Below are 21,180 nucleotides of genomic sequence, written 5' to 3'. Positions count from 1 at the left end.
CATGCCGCGTTTTGCCGCCAACCTGTCCATGCTGTTTACCGAACAGGACTTTCTTGCCCGTTTCAAAGCCGCCGCCGACGCGGGGTTCAGTGGTGTGGAATACCTGTTTCCCTATGAATTCAGCTCAGCTGAAATCAAGGCGCAACTCGATGCCCACGGCCTGACCCAAGTGCTGTTCAACCTGCCGGCCGGTGACTGGGCCAAGGGCGAACGCGGCCTGGCCTGCCACCCGGACCGGGTCGAGGAGTTCCGTGCCGGGGTCAACCTGGCCATCGCCTACGCCCAGGTACTGGGCAATACCCAGGTCAACTGCCTGGCGGGGATTCGCCCGGCCGGCGTGGATGACGCGACGCTTGAAAAAACCTTCGTCGCCAACCTCAAGTACGCCGCCGACAAGCTGCAGGCGGTAGGCATCAAGCTTGTGATGGAGATGATCAATACCCGCGACATCCCGGGTTTCTACCTGAACAACACGGCGCAGGCCCTGTCGATTCGCGAGCAGGTGGGCAGTGCCAACCTGTTCCTGCAATACGACATCTATCACATGCAAATCATGGAAGGCGACCTGGCCCGCACCATGGCTGCGCACCTGGGTGAGATCAACCACATCCAGCTGGCGGACAACCCGGGGCGCAACGAGCCGGGGACCGGTGAGATCAACTACCGCTTCCTGTTCGAACATTTGGACCGCATCGGTTATCAGGGTTGGGTCGGCTGTGAGTACAAACCGTTGACCACCACCGAAGCGGGTTTGGGTTGGCTCAAAAGCCACAACGCGATCTAACCCACAACACAGAACCCAATGTGAAAGCAGGGCTTGTGTGGGAGCTGGCTTGCCTGCGATGCAGGCAACTCGGTCTCTCAGTTAAACCGAGGTGATGCCATCGCAGGCAAGCCAGCTCCCACAAAAAGCAGCGCTCACATCGAATAAAGAGAGGATTTTCGTCATGGCTAAAATCGGATTTATCGGCACCGGCATCATGGGCCAACCCATGGCTGCCAACCTGCAAAAGGCCGGTCACCAACTGTTTCTTTCCGAGCATCACGGCAAGGCGCCGGCTGAACTGATCAGCGCTGGTGCGGTGGCCCTGGCCAATCCGCAGCAAGTGGCCCAGGAAGCCGAATTCATCATCGTCATGGTGCCCGACACTCCGCAGGTCGATGATGTGCTGTTCCGCGCCGACGGCGTTGCCGCAGGTCTTGGGCCGAACAAAGTGGTGATCGACATGAGTTCGATCTCGCCCACCGCCACCAAGGCCTTCGCCGCGAAGATCAACGAGACCGGCGCACGTTACCTCGACGCCCCGGTGTCCGGTGGTGAAGTCGGTGCCAAGGCCGGCACCCTGAGCATCATGATCGGCGGCGACCCGCACACCTTCGAACGCGCCCTGCCGCTGTTCCAGGCCATGGGCAAGAACATCACCCTGGTGGGCGGCAATGGCGATGGCCAGACCGCCAAGGTGGCCAACCAGATCATCGTTGCGTTGAACATCCAGGCGGTGGCGGAAGCGCTGCTGTTCGCCTCGAAGAACGGCGCCGACCCGGCCAAGGTGCGTGAAGCACTGATGGGGGGGTTTGCTTCGTCGAAAATCCTCGAAGTGCATGGCGAGCGCATGATCAAGGGCACCTTCGATCCGGGCTTCCGCATCAACCTGCACCAGAAGGATCTGAACCTGGCCCTGGCCGGTGCCAAGGAGCTGGGGATCAACCTGCCGAACACCGCCGGCACCCAGCAGGTGTTCAGCACCTGCACCGCCATCGGTGGCGGCAACTGGGACCACTCGGCGCTGATCAAGGGCCTGGAACATATGGCGAATTTTTCGATTCGCGATAAATAACCCCCGTTGAAATGCGATCGAATGTGGGAGCGGGCTTGCTCGCGAAAGCGGTGTATCAGTCAGCATGGATGTCGAATGGTAGACCGCTTTCGCGAGCAAGCCCGCTCCCACATTTTTGACCGCATTTCACATCGAATTTGATGCACCCCTAATAACAAGAATCCCCGGGAGCCCGCTTATGTCGGTCGATCCGCAACACCTGCTTCGCGAGCTGTTTGCCACAGCCATCGACGCCGCCCACCCCCGGCAAGTCCTCGAACCCTATCTGCCCGCCGACCGCAGCGGCCGTGTCATCGTGATCGGCGCCGGCAAAGCCGCCGCCGCCATGGCGCTGGTAGTGGAAAACTGCTGGCAAGGCGAAGTCTCGGGCCTGGTGGTCACCCGCTACGGCCACGGCGCACCCTGCAAGAAAATCGAGGTGGTCGAAGCCGCGCACCCGGTGCCGGACGCCGCAGGCCAGGCCGTGGCCAAGCGTGTGCTGGAGCTGATCAGCAACCTGGGCGAAGACGACCGCGTGATCTTCCTGCTCTCCGGCGGCGGCTCTGCACTGCTCGCCCTTCCGGCCGCCGGCATCACCCTGGCGGACAAGCAAGCGATCAACAAGGCCCTGCTCAAATCCGGCGCCACCATTGGCGAGATGAACTGCGTGCGCAAGCACCTCTCGGCGATCAAGGGCGGGCGCCTGGCCAAGGCAAGCTGGCCTGCCACCGTCTACACCTACGCGATTTCCGATGTACCGGGCGACCAGGCCACGGTCATCGCTTCCGGCCCCACTGTTGGCGACCCCAGTACCTCGCAACAGGCGCTGGCGATTCTCAAGCGCTACCAGATTGAAATCCCGGCGTCGGTGCGCACCTGGCTGCAAAGCCCGGAGTCGGAAACCGTCAAGCCCGGCGACCCGGTGCTCGCCCGTAGCCATTTCCAACTGATCGCCCGCCCGCAGCAATCCCTGGAAGCGGTGGCAGTGAAAGTCCGCCAGGCCGGTTTCAGCCCGCTGATCCTCGGCGACCTGGAAGGCGAAGCGCGGGACGTGGCCAAGGTGCACGCCGGTATCGCCCGGCAAATCATCCAGCACGGCCAACCCCTGGCGGCGCCTTGCGTGATCCTTTCCGGCGGCGAAACCACCGTCACCGTACGCGGCAATGGCCGTGGCGGACGCAACGCCGAATTCCTGCTGAGCCTCACCGACAGCCTCAAGGGCCTGCCCGGCGTCTACGCCCTGGCGGGTGACACCGACGGCATCGACGGCTCGGAAGACAACGCCGGCGCGATCATGACGCCCACCAGCTACGCCCGCGCCGAAGCCCTGGGCTTGAGCGCCAGTGACGAGCTGGACAACAACAATGGCTACGGTTACTTCGCGGCCCTCGACGGCTTGATCATCACCGAGCCGACCCGCACCAACGTCAACGATTTCCGCGCCATTCTGATTCTTGAAAGCCCTGAAAGAGAGTCCCCTGAACATGACGCCTGACAAGAAGGTCAAGATCCTCGCCACGCTGGGCCCGGCCACCGACAGCATCGACGACATCCGCGAGCTGGTGGAAGCCGGGGTGAATATCTTTCGCCTGAACTTCAGCCATGGCGATCATGCCGACCACGCCCAACGCTACCAGTGGATTCGCCAGGTGGAGCGCCAGCTCAATTATCCCCTCGGCATCCTGATGGACCTGCAAGGGCCGAAGCTGCGGGTGGGGCGTTTTGCCGAAGGAAAAGTGCAACTGATTCGCGGCCAGGCCCTGCGCCTGGACCTCGACCCGACACCCGGTGACCAGCGGCGAGTCAACCTGCCCCACCCGGAAATCATCGCGGCCCTGCAGCCGGGCATGGACCTGCTGCTGGACGACGGCAAGCTTCGCCTGCGGGTGATCACCAAGCACGCCGATGCCATCGACACCACCGTGCTCAATGGCGGCGAACTGTCGGACCGCAAAGGCGTGAACGTACCCCAGGCATTGCTGGAGCTCAGCCCGCTGACCGCCAAGGACCGCCGCGACCTGAGCTTCGGCCTGGAACTGGGGGTGGACTGGGTGGCGCTGTCGTTTGTGCAACGCCCGGAAGACATCCGTGAAGCCCGCGAGTTGATCGGCGACAAGGCGTTCCTGATGGCCAAGATCGAGAAGCCCTCGGCGGTGCAGCGCCTGCAGGAAATCGCCGAGCTGAGCGACGCGATCATGGTCGCCAGAGGCGACCTGGGGGTGGAAGTGCCGGCGGAAAGCGTGCCGCAAATCCAGAAGGACATCATTGGTGTGTGCCGCCAGTTGGGTAAACCGGTGGTGGTGGCCACGCAGATGCTTGAATCCATGCGCTTCTCCCCGGCGCCGACCCGTGCCGAGGTCACCGACGTGGCCAACGCAGTGGCGGAAGGGGCGGACGCGGTGATGCTGTCGGCGGAAACCGCTTCCGGTGAATACCCGTTGGAGGCCGTGCTGATGATGAGCAAGATCATTCGCCAGGTGGAAAATGGCCCGGATTACCAGACCCAGCTGGACGTCAGCCGGCCCAAGGCGGATGCCACGGTGTCGGACGCCATCAGCTGTGCGATCCGCCGTATCAGCAGCATCCTGCCGGTGGCAGTGCTGGTGAACTACAGCGAGTCGGGCAGCTCCACCTTGCGGGCGGCGCGGGAACGGCCGGCGGTGCCGATTCTGAACCTGACACCGAACCTGTCGACGGCGCGACGCTTGAGCGTGGCGTGGGGCGTGCATTCGGTGGTGAACGATCGGCTGCGGCAGGTGGATGAGGTGTGTTCCACGGCGTTGGAGATTGCCCAGGCACAGGGTATGGCGGAGCGTGGGGATACGTTGGTGATTACCGCGGGGGTGCCGTTCGGGCAGCCGGGGTCGACCAACTCGTTGCGAATCGAGACATTGATCTAATCCCCTGTGGCGAGGGAGCTTGCTCCCGCTGGACTGCGCAGCAGGCCCATCTTTTGGGGCCGCTGCGCGCCCCAGCGGGAGCAAGCTCCCTCGCCACAAGATTCGGCGCTTTCCTGCAGATTATTGATCATGCCCAACCAACCCTGCCCCGACTGGGCCGAAGCCCTGCTCAACGGCTTCAGCCAGATATTCCTGCAGCGCCACCCGCTGTGTGGCCTGCTCTGCCTGCTGGCGATCCTGATCGGCGCCCCGGCCCTGCTCGGCGGCGCGCTGCTGGGCGGTGTCGCCGGCTTGCTGACCGCCCAACGCCGCGGCTATCCCAAGGCCGAACGCCAGGCCGGTCTCTATAGCTACAACGGCGTGCTGCTCGGCTTGCTGATCAGCCAGCACTTCAGCTGGTCGGCACTGCTGCCGCCGTTGATTCTCGCCTGCGGTGGCCTCAGCGCAATCCTCACCCGCCAGTGGCTCAAACGCGCCGCCAACCCCGATGACCTGCCCGCCTACACCGCACCGTTTGTGGTACTCGGCTGGCTGCTGCTGGGCACCACCGCGCCCGCCGCATTTGCCGCCAGCGAACCCGGCACCTGGGCGCTACTCTGCGCGCCGTTCACAGGTCTGGCCCAAGTCATCCTGATGGACCAACCCCTCGCCGGCCTGCTGATCGCCCTCGGTCTTGTAATAGCCAGCCGCCGCGCGGCCTTGTGGGCGCTGACCGGCGCGAGCCTCGGCGTGTTGATCGCCCTGTTGATGGACGAGCCCGCCAGCGCCCTGCTCGGCCTGCACAGCTATAACCCGGCATTGGCCGCCCTGGCCCTCAGCCAGCATCGTCGCCAACCCTGGCTGCCGCTGATCGGCATCCTGCTGGCGATCATCCTCACGCCCGGCTTCACCGGCCTGAACCTGCCCGCGCTGACCGCGCCGTTTATCCTCGCCACCTGGCTGGTGCGCGCCAGTCAGCGGGTGATGCAGAAAACCCGCATGGACAGCCCCTTCGAATCCCCCTAGGCTTCGCTGATCTTCGATTCAGGCGACTTCCATGGACAGCAACAAGCACTGGCGTGAGCGTCTCTACGTCATGGTTTTCCAAAGTGACACCCCGGCCGGCCGACGCTTCGACAGCACCCTGTTGCTGATCATCCTGGCCAGCCTGGTGATCGTGATCCTCGACAGCATCCAGGCAGTCCACGACAACTACGCCAACGTGCTGGCCTATATCGAGTGGGGCTTCACCATCATCTTCGCCATCGAGTACGGCCTGCGGCTGTATTGCTCGCCCAAGCCGTTGCGCTATGCCTTCAGCTTTTATGGGCTGGTGGATTTGCTGGCGATCGTGCCCGGGATCCTCGCGCTGTACTACAGCGACGCGCAGTACCTGCTGATTATCCGAATCATCCGGATGCTGCGGATTTTCCGCGTGCTCAAGCTCGGCCCGTACCTCAAGCAGGCCAACTACCTGATGTCGGCGCTGCGGGGCAGCAAGCAGAAGATCGTGGTGTTCCTGGTCAGCGTCTGCACCCTGGTCACGGTGTTCGGCACCTTGATGTACGTGATCGAAGGCCCGGAGCACGGGTTTACCAGCATTCCCAAGGGCATCTATTGGGCGATCGTCACCCTGACCACCGTGGGCTTTGGCGATATCGTGCCGAAGACCCCGCTGGGCCAGGTGATTTCGTCGCTGGTGATGATCACCGGTTATTCGATCATCGCGGTGCCCACCGGGATCTTCACCGCCGAACTGGCCAACGCCATGCGCGGTGAGCAATTGCAAACGGATTGCCCGGTGTGCAAGAAAAACAGCCATGAGCCCAATGCAGCGTTTTGCTCACGGTGTGGCAGCGCGCTTTTCAAGAAACTGGAATAAGCAAAGTTCTTTTTAATCTTTAAGCGACTATGCGCCCCCCCGTTATAGTCGCTGGCATATTGCCCCCATGCGTTTCAAAAACCTTCTCGAACAACAAGGAATGAGCAGTGAAAAAACTCGTTAGTGCCTCTCTCCTGGCCGCCGGCCTCGCACTGGCTGGCGTCGTCCAGGCCGCCCCGGTCACCCTGCTCAACGTCTCCTATGACGTGATGCGTGACTTCTACAAGGACTACAACGCCGCTTTCCAGAAGCACTGGGCCGCCGAGCATCCAAACGACAAGCTGACCCTGCAGATGTCCTTCGGTGGTTCGAGCAAACAAGCGCGCTCGGTGATCGACGGCCTGCCGGCTGACGTGATCACCATGAACATGGCCACCGACATCAACGCCCTGGCGGACAACGGCAAACTGGTGCCGGACAACTGGGTTACCCGCCTGCCGAACAACAGTGCGCCGTTCACTTCGGCCACGGTGTTCATCGTGCGCAAAGGCAACCCGAAAGCCCTGAAAGACTGGCCGGACCTGCTCAAGGATGGCGTGCAAGTCATCGTGCCGAACCCGAAGACCTCCGGTAACGGCCGCTACACCTACCTCTCGGCCTGGGGTTATGTGCTGAAAAACGGTGGCGACGAAGAGAAGGCCAAGAAGTTCGTGGGTGACCTGTTCAAGCACGCACCCGTGCTGGACACCGGTGGCCGTGCCGCTACCACCACGTTCATGACCAACCAGATCGGCGACGTGCTGGTGACCTTTGAGAACGAAGCAGAAATGATCGCCCGTGAATTCGGCCGTGATCAGTTCGAAGTGATCTACCCGAGCGTTTCCGCAGAAGCTGAGCCGCCGGTTTCGATCGTCGACAAAGTGGTCGAGAAGAAAGGCACCAAAGTGGCTGCCGAAGAATACCTGAAGTACCTGTGGTCGCCGGAAGGCCAGGAAATTGCCGCCAACAACTACCTGCGTCCACGTGACCCGAAAGTGCTGGCCAAGTACACCGACCGTTTCCCGAAAGTCGACTTCCTGTCGGTAGAGAAGACCTTTGGCGACTGGCGCACCGTGCAGAAGACCCACTTCAATGATGGCGGGGTTTTTGACCAGATCTACTCCGGGCAGTAATCCGCACCCTGATCGCTGATCGTTCCCACGCGCTGATCGTTCCCACGCTCCGCGTGGGAATGCATCATAGGACGCTCCGCGTCCAGGTCGCGCCGCAAGACCTGGACCGTGCTGAGGACGCAGAGCGTCACTGGATGTATTCCCACGCGGAGCGTGGGAACGATCTATCTACAGCCGTTACATCGGCGGTGTCACGCCATCCTTACCCGCAGAAATCGCCTGGGCCGTTACGCTCCCGTCCGCGCCCTTCGCCGCAAACATCACCACCTTCACCCCAGGCTTCAGCAAGCTGCGATCACCCGGCTCCAGGTTGACGATCGGCACATCATCCGGCACCACGATCTTCTGCTCGCCGCCCTTGTACTTGACGGTCAACGTGCGGCCATCGCTCACCACCAGGTCACCCACGGTGCCGTTGGTCATGCTGCTGCCTTCCTTCAGGTCGAACGCACGGTGCCCATCGCCTGTACCGGCCATCGCCGGTGGGAATACATGCACTTCCAGCGCCGTCAGGGTGCCATCCGCGTTGGGCATGGCCGCCGAACCGATGTAACTGCCGGGCTTGATGTCTTCGATTTTTGCCAGGGTGACCGCACGCACCTGCGTGTCCTTGGTCAGGTGCACGGTGACGTCTTCACCGCTGTTGACCTTGACGTGCATCGCGTCGCCGTCCATCGCGGTAATCGCACCCCGCACGCCGACACGCGGGGCATCTGCGGCCTGGGCAACGCCCACGGTCATCAGCGCGGCCAGGCTGGAGGCCAGGAGCATCTTGTTGAATGTCGTCTTCATGGCAGTCGATTTCCTGTTTATGCAGTTGTGACTGAATGTATCATCGACCTTCAGCGCGAAAGTTAACGTTTCAGTCATTAATTCCCGGCATGAGTGTTATCACCACAGACAGGCTACTCCCGCCCGGGGCCAGTCTTTATCCTCGCTCGCCACAATCCTTCGCTTTTATGAGAACGCCATGAACGCCACGCCCCCCGCTACAAGCACGATGACCCGAGGCATGGTGATGCTGTTTGCGTTCTGTTGCGGCGCCATCGTCGCCAACATCTACTACGCGCAACCGATCATCGAGCTGATCGCCCCGGACATCGGCCTCACGCCGGCCATGGCCAGCCTGATCGTGTCCCTGACCCAGATCGGCTATGCCCTGGGCCTGTTCTTCCTGGTGCCGTTGGGCGACCTGCTGGAAAACCGCCGGCTGATGATCATCACCACCGTGGTGGCCATCGCCAGCCTGCTGGGTGCGGCGTTCACCGAACAGCCGAACCTGTTCCTGCTGGTGTCGCTGCTGATCGGCTTCAGCTCGGTGTCGGTACAGATCCTGATTCCGCTGGCGGCGCACCTGGCGCCGGCTGAATCCCGTGGCCGGGTGGTCGGCAGCATCATGGGCGGCTTGCTGCTGGGTATCCTGCTGGCGCGACCGGTGTCCAGCGTGGTGGCTGACCATTTCGGCTGGCGCGCCATGTTCATGGCCGCTGCGGCACTGATGGCGTTTATCAGCGTGGTGCTGATGCTGACCATCCCCAAGCGCCAACCGGATCACGCGGCCAGCTATGGCCAGTTGCTCGCCTCGCTGGGCACCCTGCTGCGCCGCCAGCCGGTGCTGCGCCAGCGCGCGTTTTACCAGGGCTGCATGTTCGCCACCTTCAGCCTGTTCTGGACCGCCGCCCCGCTGGAACTGTCCCGCAACCACGGCCTGAGCCAAAGCCAGATCGCCCTGTTTGCCCTGGTCGGTGCCCTGGGCGCCATCGCCGCGCCCATTGCCGGGCGCCTGGCGGATGCCGGCCACACCCACCGCGCTTCGCTGCTGGCGATGCTGTTTGCCGCACTGAGCTTCCTGCCGGCCTTCGTGCACCCGCTGTACAGCGTGATCGGCCTGGCGGTGACCGGCGTGGTCCTGGACTTCTGCGTGCAGATGAACACGGTCCTTGGCCAGCGCGCCATCTACGCCCTCGACGCCAACAGCCGTAGCCGACTGAACGCGCTGTACATGACCAGCATCTTCATCGGCGGCGCGTTCGGCTCGGCGATTGCCAGCAGCGTGTACGAACACGGCGGCTGGCTGGGGGTGATGCTGGTGGGCAGCGCATTCCCGCTGGTGGCGTTGCTGCGCTTCTTGAGCGCCTCGCGGCAAGGGGCGGTGGCGACTGCCTGACCCACCTTACAACCGCATCAACGGCTCCAACGCCGCATCCGCCAGAAATGACGAGTGACGAGGTCAAGGGCTTGCTGACTGATTGGGAATTACCGCCCAGGGATTTATGGGCGGTATCCCCTCCAGGAGGATGGCGAGCGCCCTGGCGCGTTGCTTTTCAGCGCAGGTGAGTAGACAGACCGATCACGTCCTCTGGCCGGATCAAGCGTGTGCTTTTAAGCAGGAAGTTTGTCTGACGCCGTCCCAGTAAGTCGATGCCCACAAAGTAACGCCCGCTCTGCTGGTTGTATTTGACGACGGTATCTCCAATACGGCCCGTGTAGCTATCCACCAGCCGCAAGGGCGTTCCGACTTCTGTCATTAAACCCGTCAGATCAATTGTGTCTTGGCCACTGGTGAAATCCATGATCAGGTCAGCGTCGTCATAGGCCGAGTCGCTGGCCCGCTCATACCTGAACGTGTTTCTACCGCCCACACCCCAGAGCGTATCTCCACCTGCCCCGCCGGTGAGAACGTTATCCACCGTATTGCCTATGAGCGTGTCACGGCCTGAGCCGCCAATCGCATTCTCCACGGTGACACCTTTGGCTATACCAACGTTATTGCGCAAGCCGCCTACGCTGGAGGCTGCGCCCTCGCGCAAGTCGATGGTCTGGTTCTGCCGGAAGCCCGAAAAGTCCAGGGTGTCATCGCCACCTTTGTCCCTCACCAGGAACCTGGGAGCGCCACTCTGGGAATGCAGGCTAAGGAAGGGATCACCGGTGTTGGAGTTGAAGCCATAGACAGTATCGTGCGGAGCAGGAAAAGGTTCCGGATTCGGGTCCGGTTGAGGTTCAGGCTTGGGCTCTGGTTGGGGCTCCGGCTTGGAAACTCCAGGTTCGTATGCCCCGCCAGTGACTATGTCACTGGCCTGAATGCCACCCACGCTCTTAATCAGAAAATCCGCTTTGCCCCTGCCAGTGGTGTCGAGACCCAGACTACCGTTTCCGCTGCGCGGGTCATGGCTCAGGACAATCTCGCCAGCACGCCCCGTAAACCGCTCAACAATGTTGAAATGCTTGATTGAGGTATTTTTCAATAAGCCCGAAAGGTCGATCTTGTCTGTGCCGCTGGTGAAATCCAGGATTTCGTCAGGCCTGGTGAGTGTCGAGTCACTCGCTCTATCGTAAGCAAACACGTCCGCGCCTGCGCCGCCTGTCAACCTGTCTGAACCCGCTCCACCCTTGAGCCGGTTGCCGGCCTCATTCCCTATGAGCTCATCGTCACCTGAGCCACCTGTGGCATTTTCAATGACAACGCCCTTGGCGATAGACACATTACCCTTCAAGCCACCCACATTGGAAAACGACTCCGCATTCAGGTTGATCTTCTGGTTCTGGGAAAATAGCGAAAAGTTCAGCGTTTCATTCCCGCCCCCGTCCCATACCGAAAATATCGGGGCGTCCTTCGAGGACTCAAGGCTGAAGTGGTCACGGTCAGTATTGGATTCAAAGCCATAAGTAGTATCGGTATTCCGAATATTGAGATTGGCCCCGTAGAGTTTCTGTACGGCAGCAATATCATCTTTCATTGGCGTTGAAGGTTCGCGCGATTTGAAGTCATGGCCCGTATGATTGGTTTCCCGCCAGTAACTCATTACGCTGTGGGCTCTGGTGTCCTGCGTGTATAGGGCATCTGCATAAGAGTGCACACTTTCACCATAGTCCCCAGGGTGGCCAAGCCCCAGGGCATGTCCCAACTCATGTATGGCCGTTGATAAAAAAACATCGCCATGCCGTGGGGCATCAGAAGCGCCTTTCGTTCCAACCGTAGTGCTCATATCACCGTACCAGCGATTAGGCAGCCCCGACACCCCGCCATTGTCATCGGGATTGGCCTTGATGGTTATTGAACCATCCGGACCTGGCGCCCCCTCCTTGAAGACAATATTTGTCACGTCCTGCCAAGACGTCAGGGCTTTGCGCAAGGACGCTTTCTGTTGCACAGAGAATTGATCGTCAAGGGTGAAGGAAAGCTCGATTTTGTTATCGCCATTACGATCGTAATGCCTCGAGCCCTCTCGCAGGATCTGCTTTGCAGCATCATCCGTGGTGAAGGTTTTTTTTGAGGTTGCGCCATCACTGGTAGTGGCCGCATTCAACGTAGATAGCTCATGACTTGAAACAGTCGAATTAACAAAAGAAGCAGTGACTCTCATACAAACAACATCCTTTTAGTTGAGACTTTGATTCATCAGGAAACAGACTTTCAACGCGACTTTTTCACTTAACAGCCGCCTTAAAATCTCACATGAAAAAACCGAATGTCACCCCTATGAACGTTTCAATTTAAATATCCAAACAGCCAGAAACACATCGCCAATTTTTCAAGCGCACTATATTTATATTCAGAAGTTTCAGATCAGGCCAGCTCTGCATTCAATATGCGATACGAAGAAAACCGGAGACATATAAACCTACAATTACCCATCGCCCTAACCAGGGCATGAAAACAATCTGCTACACATCCGGCTGCTGCACCACGTGGTGCTGATGGCTGAGAGCCAGGCACTGGAAACAGGGCCAGACTCTGCCTTCACTCTGGCGGTTACCCAGGGGCGCCCGGCTGTTGAAGCAGACCTTTCAATAGCTGCAGCAACGTCGACAATGTCTTGGCGATCATCTCGTTCAACACTGCAAGCGTGGTCGTTTTCGAATCAGGCGCAGGGGGCGGCGCCGGGGACGGCACTACATTTGGCATGGGTAATGGCACCGGCTTGAACCCAGGCGTCGCCCCCGCCCACTGCACATCCGTCGACTTGATCCGGCCAACACTGTTGATCAACAACTCGGCTTTGCCACTGCCGTTCAGGTCAACTTCAAGGCTTGACCGGCCCGTGGCGGCGTCGTACTTGAGCAAGGCCTCGCCAGCGCGCCCCGTGAATCGGTCCGTGAACACCAGGGTGCCCACCCCGGCTTCTTTCAATGCGCCCGACAGGTCGATCTTGTCGGTACCGCTGGTAAAGTCCTCGATCAAGTCAGGATCCTGGGGCGTGGAATCACTGGCCTTGTCGTAGATAAACATGTCCGCTCCGCCGCCACCGCGCAACGTATCAGCCCCTGCTCCACCTTTGAGTCGATTGCCCGCCTCGTTACCGATCAGGGTGTCGCGACCGGCCCCACCTGTTGCGTTTTCAATTGTGCACCCCTTGGCAATCGAGACATTGCCCTTCAAGCCGCCCACGTCAGAGAACGACTCGGCATTGAGGTTGATCTTCTGGTTCTGTGAGAACCCTGAAAAGTCCAACGTATCGTCACCGCCGCCGTCCCATACGCAAAAAACGGGTTTGTCCGTGGCGCTCTTGAGCGTCATCGCCTCCCGCTCGGTGTTGGAGTTGAAACCATACGTGGTGTCGGTATTGCGGGTTTGGTGATTGGCCCCATACAACCGCTGCGCTGCCGCGATGTCGTCCATCATTGGCGCGGATGGATTCGAAGACTGAAAGTCGTGGCCGGCCTGGTTTTTCTCCGACCAGTAGCTCATGACGCTGCGCGCCTTGGTATCCCCGGCATAGACCGCGCCACTGTTGTAGGCAGAGCCGCCACCATTGTAGTTGCCTGGATGCTGCAGGCCGATGGCGTGCCCGATTTCATGTACCGCGGTCACCGAAAAGTGGCTGCCCAGGCCAGGTCTGCTCCCTGCTTTCAGCGTGCCTATCGTCGCGGTCGTGCTGGTGTTGGAGCGTGTAGGTGATGTGGCAACACCACGGTCACCGCGAGGGTTGTTTTTAATGTTTACCGTGCCGTCTGCCCCATCTGCCTGCTCCTTGAGGTTAATGTTGGCAACATCCTGCCAGGACTGCACCGCTTGACGAACGCGTTGTTGCTGCTGCGCGGTGAAACTGGGGTCGACGGTGTAGGACAGATCAACTTTCTTGTCGCCGTTACGATCGTGAAACCGCAGGTTGTCCCGCGAGATCTGCTTGCCGGCCTGATCCGTGGTGTAGGTCGGCTTGGCTTTCGCGCCGAAGCCAGTCGGACCGGGGTCAGACTCCGGCAAGTTTTGAAGCATGGGCCTGATGGAGATCGCGTCAAAAACGTTCATGAGAAAGAGCACTCTTTATTAATTAATAGACGAGCCGGAACAATCGGCATCAGCCATTAAGCTCCCATGCATGGAAAGCACGGGACAGCGCTTATTTAGTTCTCATCGAAACACTTAAAAGCGATGAAACACCCGCTAAGAAACTCAATAAATTACTTGCAATTTCAACAACTGAACACACACCAGCCGTTGCGGCAGCGCCTTGGTTTATCAGAAAAAAAACAAAAATCTACACAATGCCGCCAATATGAATACTCCAAACCGGCATCAACAAAGATACATCCACTCAAACTTTTCATCCAAATCCACCGGCGATCAGGACCTCACCGCTTGACATAACTTCCCACGCTAAATCACCCGCCCATCCCAGCCCACCGTCACATGCCGCGGCAGCTCCCGCCGATGCTGCAACAACCACGCATCCAGCGTATGCCCCACATGGGTCAGCACCCCCAACTGCGCACCCACCTCCTCAATACACTGCAATGCCAGCGTCAGGTCATTGTGATTGCGCGGTGCCTGCGGTTGCGGCGGCATGGAGCAATCGAGTACCAGCACATCCAGCGGCTCGCGTTGCAGCCAATCGCGGGTGGCGGGTGGCAGGCCGACGGTGTCGGTAAGGTAGGCAATGCGCCGCCCTTCACCTTCCAGCAGATACCCCAGGGTGGGCTTGGAATGCAGCAGCGGTAACGCGGTGACGCTCAGTTCACCCAACCGGCGGGTTTCAAACTCGGCAAACGGCTGGCTGAAATCGAGGATGCCGGGGTGCTTGTACAGGTCGGACAACCCTTCCGGATCCACCGGCCCATGCACCGGAATCACCAGCCCCTGGCCCCAGCGCAGATGCAGCAGACCCTGGGCATGATCGGCATGGTAATGGGTCTGGAGAATCCCGTTGAAGCTGCGCGGCGGGAAGCGCTCGGTGAGGTCGGGCAACCCGCTGTCGATCAACCAGCGCTGGTCGCCACACTCGATCAATGCGCTGCATGGGCGGCGGCGCAGGCTCTGGTCATGGCGGGCCAGGCCACAGGCGGCGCACTCGCAGCCATACACCGGGACTTGCCGCGCATCGCCGGTGCCCAGCAGTGTCAGGCGCATGCAGGTTGCCCGTCGAGGCAGCCCAGCAAGCGCTCGACCGTGTGTTCCAGTTGGCCGGAATTGTCGAGCAGGAACACGTCTGCAGCAGCGCTCAATCCCTCGGCGAATCGCGCATTGCGCGCCAGGCGCAGATCAATATCCGCCAGGGATTCGCGACCCCGCGCCAGCAAGCGCTGGCGCAACACCCCTTGGTCTACCGTCAGCAGCACCACCAGCAGGTTCGGGTAACGCAGCCGGGTTTGCGCCAGGTGGCCGCGGGAGCCGTTGACCAGCACATCGTGCCCCGCCGCCAGCCACTCATCGATTTCCCGCGGGATGCCATAGGACAACCCGTTGGCGTGCCAGCTGAGGGCAAATGCGCCCTCGGCCTCCATTGCGGCAAACTGCGCCGGGCTCACACCCTGCGCCGCTTCGCCCACCGCTTCCGCCGAGCGGGTGATGACCCGCCGCACAATGCGGCAACCACGCTCGGCCAGACGCGGTCGTGCGGCATCCAGCAGGCTGTCCTTGCCCGAACCCGATGGTCCGATGAGATAGATCAACCTGCCTGCCATCAAAACACCCTCTTCGCTTGTCGCCACACTTGTTGGACCACGGGCAGTCCGTCGCGGCTCCTGGCTTGCACCAGGTCGGCCCGCAGACCCGTGGCGATTTCGCCGCGATCGCTGAGGCCCGCCGCGTGCGCGGGCGCCAGGCTGATCATCCTGACCGCCCGAGAAAGGTCGCCGCCGTCCTGTTGATTGGCCAGCACGAACGCCGCCTGCAACAGGCTGGCCGGGTAGTAGTCACTGGAAAGTATATCCAGCAATCCTTCGGCGGCCAGGCCGACGGCGGCCACATTACCCGAGTGGGACCCGCCACGCACCACGTTCGGCGCGCCCATCAGAACTTTCATGTTCAGTTGCCGGCAGCCACGGGCCGCCTCCAGGGTGGTGGGGAATTCGGCGATGGTCATGCCATAGCGCGCCGACTCCTCCACATGCGCCAACGTCGCATCGTCATGGCTGGCCACCGACAGGCCGCGTTCCAGGCAATGCTCGACGATCGCGGCGCGGTAGCGGTCGCTGTACTCCCTGGAGTTGGCCATTTGCAGCTTGATGAACGCGTCCATGGTCTCGTCGTTCAGGTGGTACTTGCCCATGTAGTACTCACGGTACTTGGATTCAAGCACGAACTGGCGCTGGCCCGGCGAGTGGTCCATCACTGACACCAACTGCACCAATGGGTTTTCCACCAGGTCGCGGAACACGCTCAGGGTGTCGGGGTGGCACAGCTCGCAGCGCAGGTGCAGGTGGTGTTCGGCGCGGGTCAGGCCGGCGCTTTCTGCCGCCGCGATGGCATTGAGCATCGCCGGCAGTTTCTGCATGCGGTTGCCCTTGGGGTTTACGTCGCCGATGGACACCGCGTCGAACACCGTGGTGATGCCGGCCGCGATGATCTGCGCATCATGGCTGAGCACCGCCGAGGTCGACGGCCAGTCTACGCCGGGGCGCGGGGTCATGTGTTTTTCCAGGTTGTCGGTGTGCAGTTCCACCAGGCCCGGCAACAGGAAATCCCCGTCAAGGTCCTGGGCCTGGGGCAGTTGGCTGCGGCCTTCGGCGATGTCGACGATCAGCCCGTCACGCAGCACGACGCTGCCAAGGAACATGCGATCAGCCGTCACCAGCCGGGCATTACTGAGGATCTGTTCAGCGGGCATGGGCGTATTCCTCTTGGGCAACAGGCGCGGGGGTCATGTCGAAATGGCGGTCGGCGACCGCTTCACGGGCGGCACGGTCGTGGAAGATGCCGATCAAGGCCGCGCCAGCAGCCTTGGCTTCGTTCATCAGTTCCAGCACCACCTGGCGGTTGCTGTCGTCGAGGGACGCGGTGGGTTCGTCCAGCAGCATCACCGGCCAATCCACCATGAAGCCGCGGGCGATGTTGACCCGCTGTTGCTCGCCGCCGGAGAACGTACCGGGTGCCAGCTGCCACAGGCGTTGCGGGATATTCAGGCGGGTCAGCAGATGCTCGGCGCGCGACTGTGCATTGGCCTTCGACCAGCCACGGGCCAGGGCGGGCTCCATCACCACATCCAGGCAGGCCACCCGCGGGATCACCCGCAGAAACTGGCTGACGTAGCCCAGGGTCTGCTGGCGCACCTGCAACACCTCACGCGGCTCGGCACCAACCAGCTCCAGCCATTCGCCAAGGTGCTGTACCCGGATGCTGCCGCCCGCCGGCAGATAGTTACCGTACAGGGTGCGCAGCAACGTGCTTTTACCGGCGCCGGACTGGCCATGCAGCACCAGGCACTCACCGCCTTTCACACTGAACTCCACCCCGCGCAGCACGTTCAGCACCACGCCGTTCTGCTGGTGCAAGGTGAAGGTTTTCGAGAGGTCACGGACCTCGATCAAGGCATTCATCATGGCTGCAATACCGAAGACACCAGCAGTTGAGAGTAAGGGTGCTGTGGATCGTCGAGGATCTGGTCCGTCAGCCCGGTTTCCACCACGCGGGAACGGCGCATCACCATCAGGCGGTCGGCCAGCAGGCGCGCCACGGCGAGGTCGTGGGTGACGATCACCACCGCCAGATCCAGCTCGCGAACGAGGCCGCGCAGCAGGTCGAGCAAGCGCGCCTGTACCGACACGTCCAGGCCGCCGGTGGGTTCGTCCATAAACACAAGGCGCGGGCTGGAGACCAGGTTGCGGGCGATTTGCAGGCGCTGCTGCATGCCGCCGGAGAAGGTCCGGGGCAAGTCGTCGATACGCTGCGGGTCGATTTCCACCTGGCCCAGCCAGTCGAGGCCGGCGCCACGCAGTTGCTCATAGTTGCGCACGCCCTGGGCCATCAGGCGCTCGCCGATATTGGCGCCGGCAGAGACCCCCATGCGCAAACCGTCCCGTGGGTTTTGCTCGACAAAGCCCCATTCGGTGCGCAGCAAGGTGCGGCGTTCGGCTTCGCTGGCGCTGTACAGATCCAGCCATTCACCGTCCTTGCCGCGATAGCCGATGTGGCCGGCCTGCGGTGGCAGACGCCCGCTGAGCAGCGAGAGCAAGGTGGACTTGCCTGAGCCCGACTCACCAACAATCCCCAACACTTCACCGGGGTACAAATCGAAGCTGACGTCCTGGCAGCCCTTCTCTTCCCCGTACAACAACGACAGGTCACGCACTTGCAAAAGAGGCTGGCTCACTGGTTGTTCTCCTTGACCCGTTGGGCGCAGTACCAGGTGTCGGAACACACAAAACTCTGGGTACCGGCGTCGTCGAGAATCAGCTCATCGAGGAACGATTCATGGCTGCCGCAGATCGCGCAGGTGTGTTCCCACTTCTGCACTTCGAACGGATGGTCTTCAAAGTCGAGGCTGGTGACCTGGGTGTACGGCGGCACCGCGTACAGGCGCTTTTCGCGACCGGCACCGAACAGCATCAGCGCCGGGCTCATGTCGAGTTTCGGGTTGTCGAATTTCGGGATTGGCGAGGGGTCCATCACGTAGCGCTCATCCACCATCACCGGGTAGGCGTAGCTGGTGGCGATATGGCCGAAGGTGGCGATGTCCTCGTAGAGCTTTACGTGCATCACCCCGTAGTCATTCAGGGCGTGCATGGTGCGGGTCTCGGTTTCCGACGGTTCGATAAAACGCAGCGGCTCCGGGATCGGCACCTGGTAGACCATGATCTGGTCGGCCTGCAACGGGGTTTCCGGGATGCGGTGGCGGGTCTGGATCACCGTCGCGTCCGGGGTGCTTTCGGTGGTGGCGACGCCCGCCGTACGGGCGAAAAAGCGGCGGATCGACACGGCGTTGGTGGTGTCGTCGGCGCCCTGGTCGATCACCTTGAGCACGTCGTCAGCCCCCAGGATCGCGGCGGTCAGTTGCATGCCGCCGGTGCCCCAACCGTAAGGCAGCGGCATCTCGCGGCCACCGAACGGCACCTGGTAACCGGGGATCGCCACGGCCTTGAGCAAGGCGCGGCGGATCATGCGTTTGGTCTGCTCGTCGAGGTAGGCAAAGTTGTACGCCGGGTCACGCGCAGGCGCTTGAGTCAGGTCATTCATGGCGGGTGCCCTCGGCCGGTTGGCGCAGTTTGCGGATCAGTTCCAGCTCGGACTGGAAGTCCACGTAGTGAGGCAATTTGAGGTGGGAAACGAAGCCCGCCGCCTCGACGTTGTCGCAGTGGGACAGCACGAATTCTTCCTGCTGGGCCGGCGAGACGATCTCTTCGTTGAACTCATTAGCCCGCAGCGAGCGGTCCACCAGGGCCATGCCCATCGCCTTGCGTTCGGCATGCCCGAATGCCAGGCCGTAGCCCCGGGTGAACTGCGCCAGCTCGGTGGCCGAGCCGACGAATTGGTTGACCATCTCGCACTCGGTGACTTCGATGCTGCCCAGGCAGACCGGGAAACCCAGCTCTTCCGGGTCGATCCACACCTCGACGTCGCCGATGCGAATCTCACCGGCAAACGGGTGGTTGCGACCGTAGCCGCGCTGGGTCGAGTAACCCAGTGCCAGCAGGAAACCTTCATCGCCACGGGCCAGGGCTTGCAGGCGCTGGGCGCGGTTGGCCGGGTATTCCAGCGGGTCGCGGGTGATGTCGGCGACGCTGCCGGTGTCGTCGGATTCGTTCTTGATCAGCCCTTCCTTGGCCAGCAGGCCGAGTACCCGAGGGCACGGTTCCAGAGTCGCATCCGGCGTGGTTTGCGGGCCCGGGTATTCACCTTCGGCCAGCAGCGCAAAGTCCAGCAGGCGGTGGGTGTAATCGAAGGTCGGGCCCAGCAGTTGCCCGCCCGGCACGTCCTTGAAAGTCGCCGACAAACGCCGGCTCAGTGACATCTGCACGGTATCGATCGGCAGGCTCGGGCTGAAGCGCGGCAACGTGGTGCGGTAGGCCCGCAGCAGGAAGATCGCTTCCACCAGATCCCCCGCCGCTTGCTTGACCGCCAGTGCGGCCAGCTCCGTGTCGTACAGCGAGCCTTCGCTCATCACTCGCGCGACCGCCAGCGGCAGTTGCTCGCGGATCTGCTCCACGCTCAATTCCGCAATGGAAGTATCGCCCCGGCGTTTTTTCGCCAGCAGGCGGTGGGCATTGTCGATGGCCTGTTCGCCACCCTTGACGGCTACGTACATCAGGCATGCTCCTGTGCAATTCGAGTGCTGCGTGGCAGGCCGATCAGGTGATGGCCGGCGGCGAACAACACGTCCAGGCCACGGGGAAACGTCTCGCGGCGTTGACGTTCCAGCCAGAACGCCTGGGGTACGGGCAGGTTGACCTGACGCTGGGTCTTGATCCCCGGACCGCGCCAGTTCAAGGCGCGACCGGCTTCCAGGTCGGTCAACTGGACCAGCAAGGTGCAGGACTGATCCGGGTAGCGGTCATTGCCGTGGTCGAAGCCGCTGAGGTCGAGCAAGTCCTGTTCACCGAGCAAGGCGAACGCGGCCTCTTCCCGGTTGGCGGTCAGCGGGCAGCCGCAGTGGAAGGCCAGGTTGGCGCGGATCAGCGGCGTGTCGAAGCACGGCGCCAGCCACAGCGGCGTGTCCATATCCAGCAGCGCCAGGCACAGCGCATAGGTAGCCGGCGCCAGGCCTTCAAGGCTGGGGGCCGCGGGCAAGGACTGGATCAGGCCGGGCTCGGCGAGGGCCTTGAGGGCCCCGCGAAAACCGCGCTGGGCGTCCAGCACCGGGTCTACAAAGGCCGGTTGCAAGCGTTGGGCATTCATCAGTTTTCTCCTCGAACCAGGGTGAAGAACTCGACCTTGGTGGCGGCGGTGTCGGCCTCTTTTTGCGCCCGGCGCTCGGCCTGGGCGTTGGCCAGTGCGCCGATCAGGTCGCTGAGCCAGGGGCTCGGGTGCGCGCCCTGCAAATGCGCATCCGCCAGGGCCGCCAGTTCGGCGTGGACCTTGTCGCGCCCGGCCAGGTAGCTGTAGCCGGTGCGCCCGTCAGCCAGGCGCACCACGCAGCGGGTCACGCTCATTTCGCCGAGGTTGAACGGCGCGCCATTGCCGCCCATGCGGCCACGCACCAGGGTCATACCGATTTCCGGGGCGCGGATCAGTTGGTAATCCACGTCGCGCAGGGCGTCTTCATGGGGCAGCAATTCACTGCGAAAGGCGCGGGCGAGCACGCCGATCCAGTGTTGACGCGGGGACAGGTTCATCG

20 protein-coding genes are annotated in these 21,180 nt (G+C 61.8%); 8 read left to right on the top strand and 12 right to left on the bottom strand.

Going from position 1 to position 21,180, the window contains the following annotated elements; all coding sequences use genetic code 11:
- Nucleotide 1 precedes the first annotated feature (1 nt).
- The 7 genes from hyi to HX815_RS01850 all read left to right on the top strand — a co-directional run bounded on the left by hyi (nt 2) and on the right by HX815_RS01850 (nt 7,690).
- The gene (gene hyi, locus HX815_RS01880; RefSeq protein ID WP_003210594.1) at nt 2-784 is read left to right on the top strand and encodes a hydroxypyruvate isomerase; all 783 of its coding nucleotides are present in this window, start codon (nt 2-4) and stop codon (nt 782-784) included.
- A 163-nt stretch (nt 785-947) separates the two neighbouring features.
- Nucleotides 948-1,838 (top strand): 2-hydroxy-3-oxopropionate reductase, encoded by an 891-nt coding sequence (locus HX815_RS01875; RefSeq protein ID WP_003210595.1) that lies wholly within the window; start codon nt 948-950, stop codon nt 1,836-1,838.
- A gap of 178 nt (nt 1,839-2,016) precedes the next feature.
- Entirely contained in the window at nt 2,017-3,312 is a 1,296-nt protein-coding gene (locus HX815_RS01870; RefSeq protein ID WP_003210596.1) for a glycerate kinase, read from the top strand.
- Entirely contained in the window at nt 3,302-4,717 is a 1,416-nt protein-coding gene (pyk, locus tag HX815_RS01865) for a pyruvate kinase (RefSeq protein ID WP_003210597.1), read from the top strand. Before HX815_RS01870 ends, pyk begins: the two co-directional genes overlap by 11 nt.
- Nucleotides 4,718-4,846: 129 nt before the next feature.
- Entirely contained in the window at nt 4,847-5,722 is an 876-nt protein-coding gene (locus HX815_RS01860) for an urea transporter (RefSeq protein ID WP_003210598.1), read from the top strand.
- Nucleotides 5,723-5,753: 31 nt separating this feature from the next.
- Nucleotides 5,754-6,578, top strand: a complete 825-nt coding sequence (locus tag HX815_RS01855) for an ion transporter (protein ID WP_008434745.1) — start codon at nt 5,754-5,756, stop codon at nt 6,576-6,578.
- 107 nt (nt 6,579-6,685) lie between these two features.
- Nucleotides 6,686-7,690, top strand: coding sequence for a sulfate ABC transporter substrate-binding protein (locus HX815_RS01850; protein WP_003210600.1), 1,005 nt, complete (start codon nt 6,686-6,688; stop codon nt 7,688-7,690).
- A 177-nt stretch (nt 7,691-7,867) separates the two neighbouring features.
- Here the strand turns inward: HX815_RS01850 and HX815_RS01845 are convergent, their stop codons facing one another.
- Nucleotides 7,868-8,482, bottom strand: coding sequence for a DUF5666 domain-containing protein (locus HX815_RS01845; RefSeq protein WP_003210601.1), 615 nt, complete (start codon nt 8,480-8,482; stop codon nt 7,868-7,870).
- A gap of 178 nt (nt 8,483-8,660) precedes the next feature.
- On the opposite strand from HX815_RS01845, the gene HX815_RS01840 reads away from it, so the two are divergent.
- Nucleotides 8,661-9,857, top strand: a complete 1,197-nt coding sequence (locus HX815_RS01840; protein ID WP_177027732.1) for an MFS transporter — start codon at nt 8,661-8,663, stop codon at nt 9,855-9,857.
- Between the two features lie 157 nt (nt 9,858-10,014).
- Here the strand turns inward: HX815_RS01840 and HX815_RS01835 are convergent, their stop codons facing one another.
- The 11 genes from HX815_RS01835 to phnG all read right to left on the bottom strand — a co-directional run bounded on the left by HX815_RS01835 (nt 10,015) and on the right by phnG (nt 21,178).
- Nucleotides 10,015-12,054 carry a M10 family metallopeptidase C-terminal domain-containing protein gene (locus tag HX815_RS01835; protein ID WP_177027731.1) on the bottom strand — a complete coding sequence of 680 codons (2,040 nt, stop codon included), beginning with the start codon at nt 12,052-12,054 and terminating at the stop codon, nt 10,015-10,017.
- A gap of 389 nt (nt 12,055-12,443) precedes the next feature.
- A complete protein-coding gene (locus tag HX815_RS01830) occupies nt 12,444-13,940 on the bottom strand; it encodes a M10 family metallopeptidase C-terminal domain-containing protein (protein WP_177027730.1) in 1,497 nt (498 codons plus the stop codon).
- 348 nt (nt 13,941-14,288) lie between these two features.
- Complete coding sequence (gene phnP, locus HX815_RS01825; RefSeq protein WP_003210610.1) at nt 14,289-15,038, bottom strand: phosphonate metabolism protein PhnP; 750 nt, start codon at nt 15,036-15,038, stop codon at nt 14,289-14,291.
- On the bottom strand, nt 15,029-15,592 hold the full coding sequence (gene phnN, locus HX815_RS01820) for a phosphonate metabolism protein/1,5-bisphosphokinase (PRPP-forming) PhnN (protein WP_087694466.1): 564 nt from the start codon (nt 15,590-15,592) through the stop codon (nt 15,029-15,031). Before phnN ends, phnP begins: the two co-directional genes overlap by 10 nt.
- On the bottom strand, nt 15,592-16,737 hold the full coding sequence (locus HX815_RS01815) for an alpha-D-ribose 1-methylphosphonate 5-triphosphate diphosphatase (protein ID WP_177027729.1): 1,146 nt from the start codon (nt 16,735-16,737) through the stop codon (nt 15,592-15,594). The genes phnN and HX815_RS01815 overlap by 1 nt, the downstream gene beginning before the upstream one ends.
- Nucleotides 16,727-17,446, bottom strand: coding sequence for a phosphonate C-P lyase system protein PhnL (phnL, locus tag HX815_RS01810; RefSeq protein WP_008434762.1), 720 nt, complete (start codon nt 17,444-17,446; stop codon nt 16,727-16,729). The genes HX815_RS01815 and phnL overlap by 11 nt, the downstream gene beginning before the upstream one ends.
- Nucleotides 17,446-18,255, bottom strand: a complete 810-nt coding sequence (gene phnK / locus HX815_RS01805) for a phosphonate C-P lyase system protein PhnK (RefSeq protein WP_085984643.1) — start codon at nt 18,253-18,255, stop codon at nt 17,446-17,448. Before phnK ends, phnL begins: the two co-directional genes overlap by 1 nt.
- Nucleotides 18,216-19,082 (bottom strand): alpha-D-ribose 1-methylphosphonate 5-phosphate C-P-lyase PhnJ, encoded by an 867-nt coding sequence (locus tag HX815_RS01800; protein WP_008434764.1) that lies wholly within the window; start codon nt 19,080-19,082, stop codon nt 18,216-18,218. The genes phnK and HX815_RS01800 overlap by 40 nt, the downstream gene beginning before the upstream one ends.
- A complete protein-coding gene (locus HX815_RS01795) occupies nt 19,075-20,151 on the bottom strand; it encodes a carbon-phosphorus lyase complex subunit PhnI (protein ID WP_177027728.1) in 1,077 nt (358 codons plus the stop codon). The genes HX815_RS01800 and HX815_RS01795 overlap by 8 nt, the downstream gene beginning before the upstream one ends.
- Complete coding sequence (phnH, locus tag HX815_RS01790; protein WP_063028147.1) at nt 20,151-20,741, bottom strand: phosphonate C-P lyase system protein PhnH; 591 nt, start codon at nt 20,739-20,741, stop codon at nt 20,151-20,153. The genes HX815_RS01795 and phnH overlap by 1 nt, the downstream gene beginning before the upstream one ends.
- On the bottom strand, nt 20,741-21,178 hold the full coding sequence (phnG, locus tag HX815_RS01785) for a phosphonate C-P lyase system protein PhnG (RefSeq protein ID WP_003210619.1): 438 nt from the start codon (nt 21,176-21,178) through the stop codon (nt 20,741-20,743). The genes phnH and phnG overlap by 1 nt, the downstream gene beginning before the upstream one ends.
- Between the last annotated feature and the right edge of the window lie 2 nt (nt 21,179-21,180).

It is taken from the genome of Pseudomonas sp. E6002, assembly GCF_013385565.1.
GTDB lineage: Bacteria > Pseudomonadota > Gammaproteobacteria > Pseudomonadales > Pseudomonadaceae > Aquipseudomonas.
Note: the sequence above shows the minus strand (reverse complement) of the source record. Positions and strands in the feature narration are given on the sequence as shown.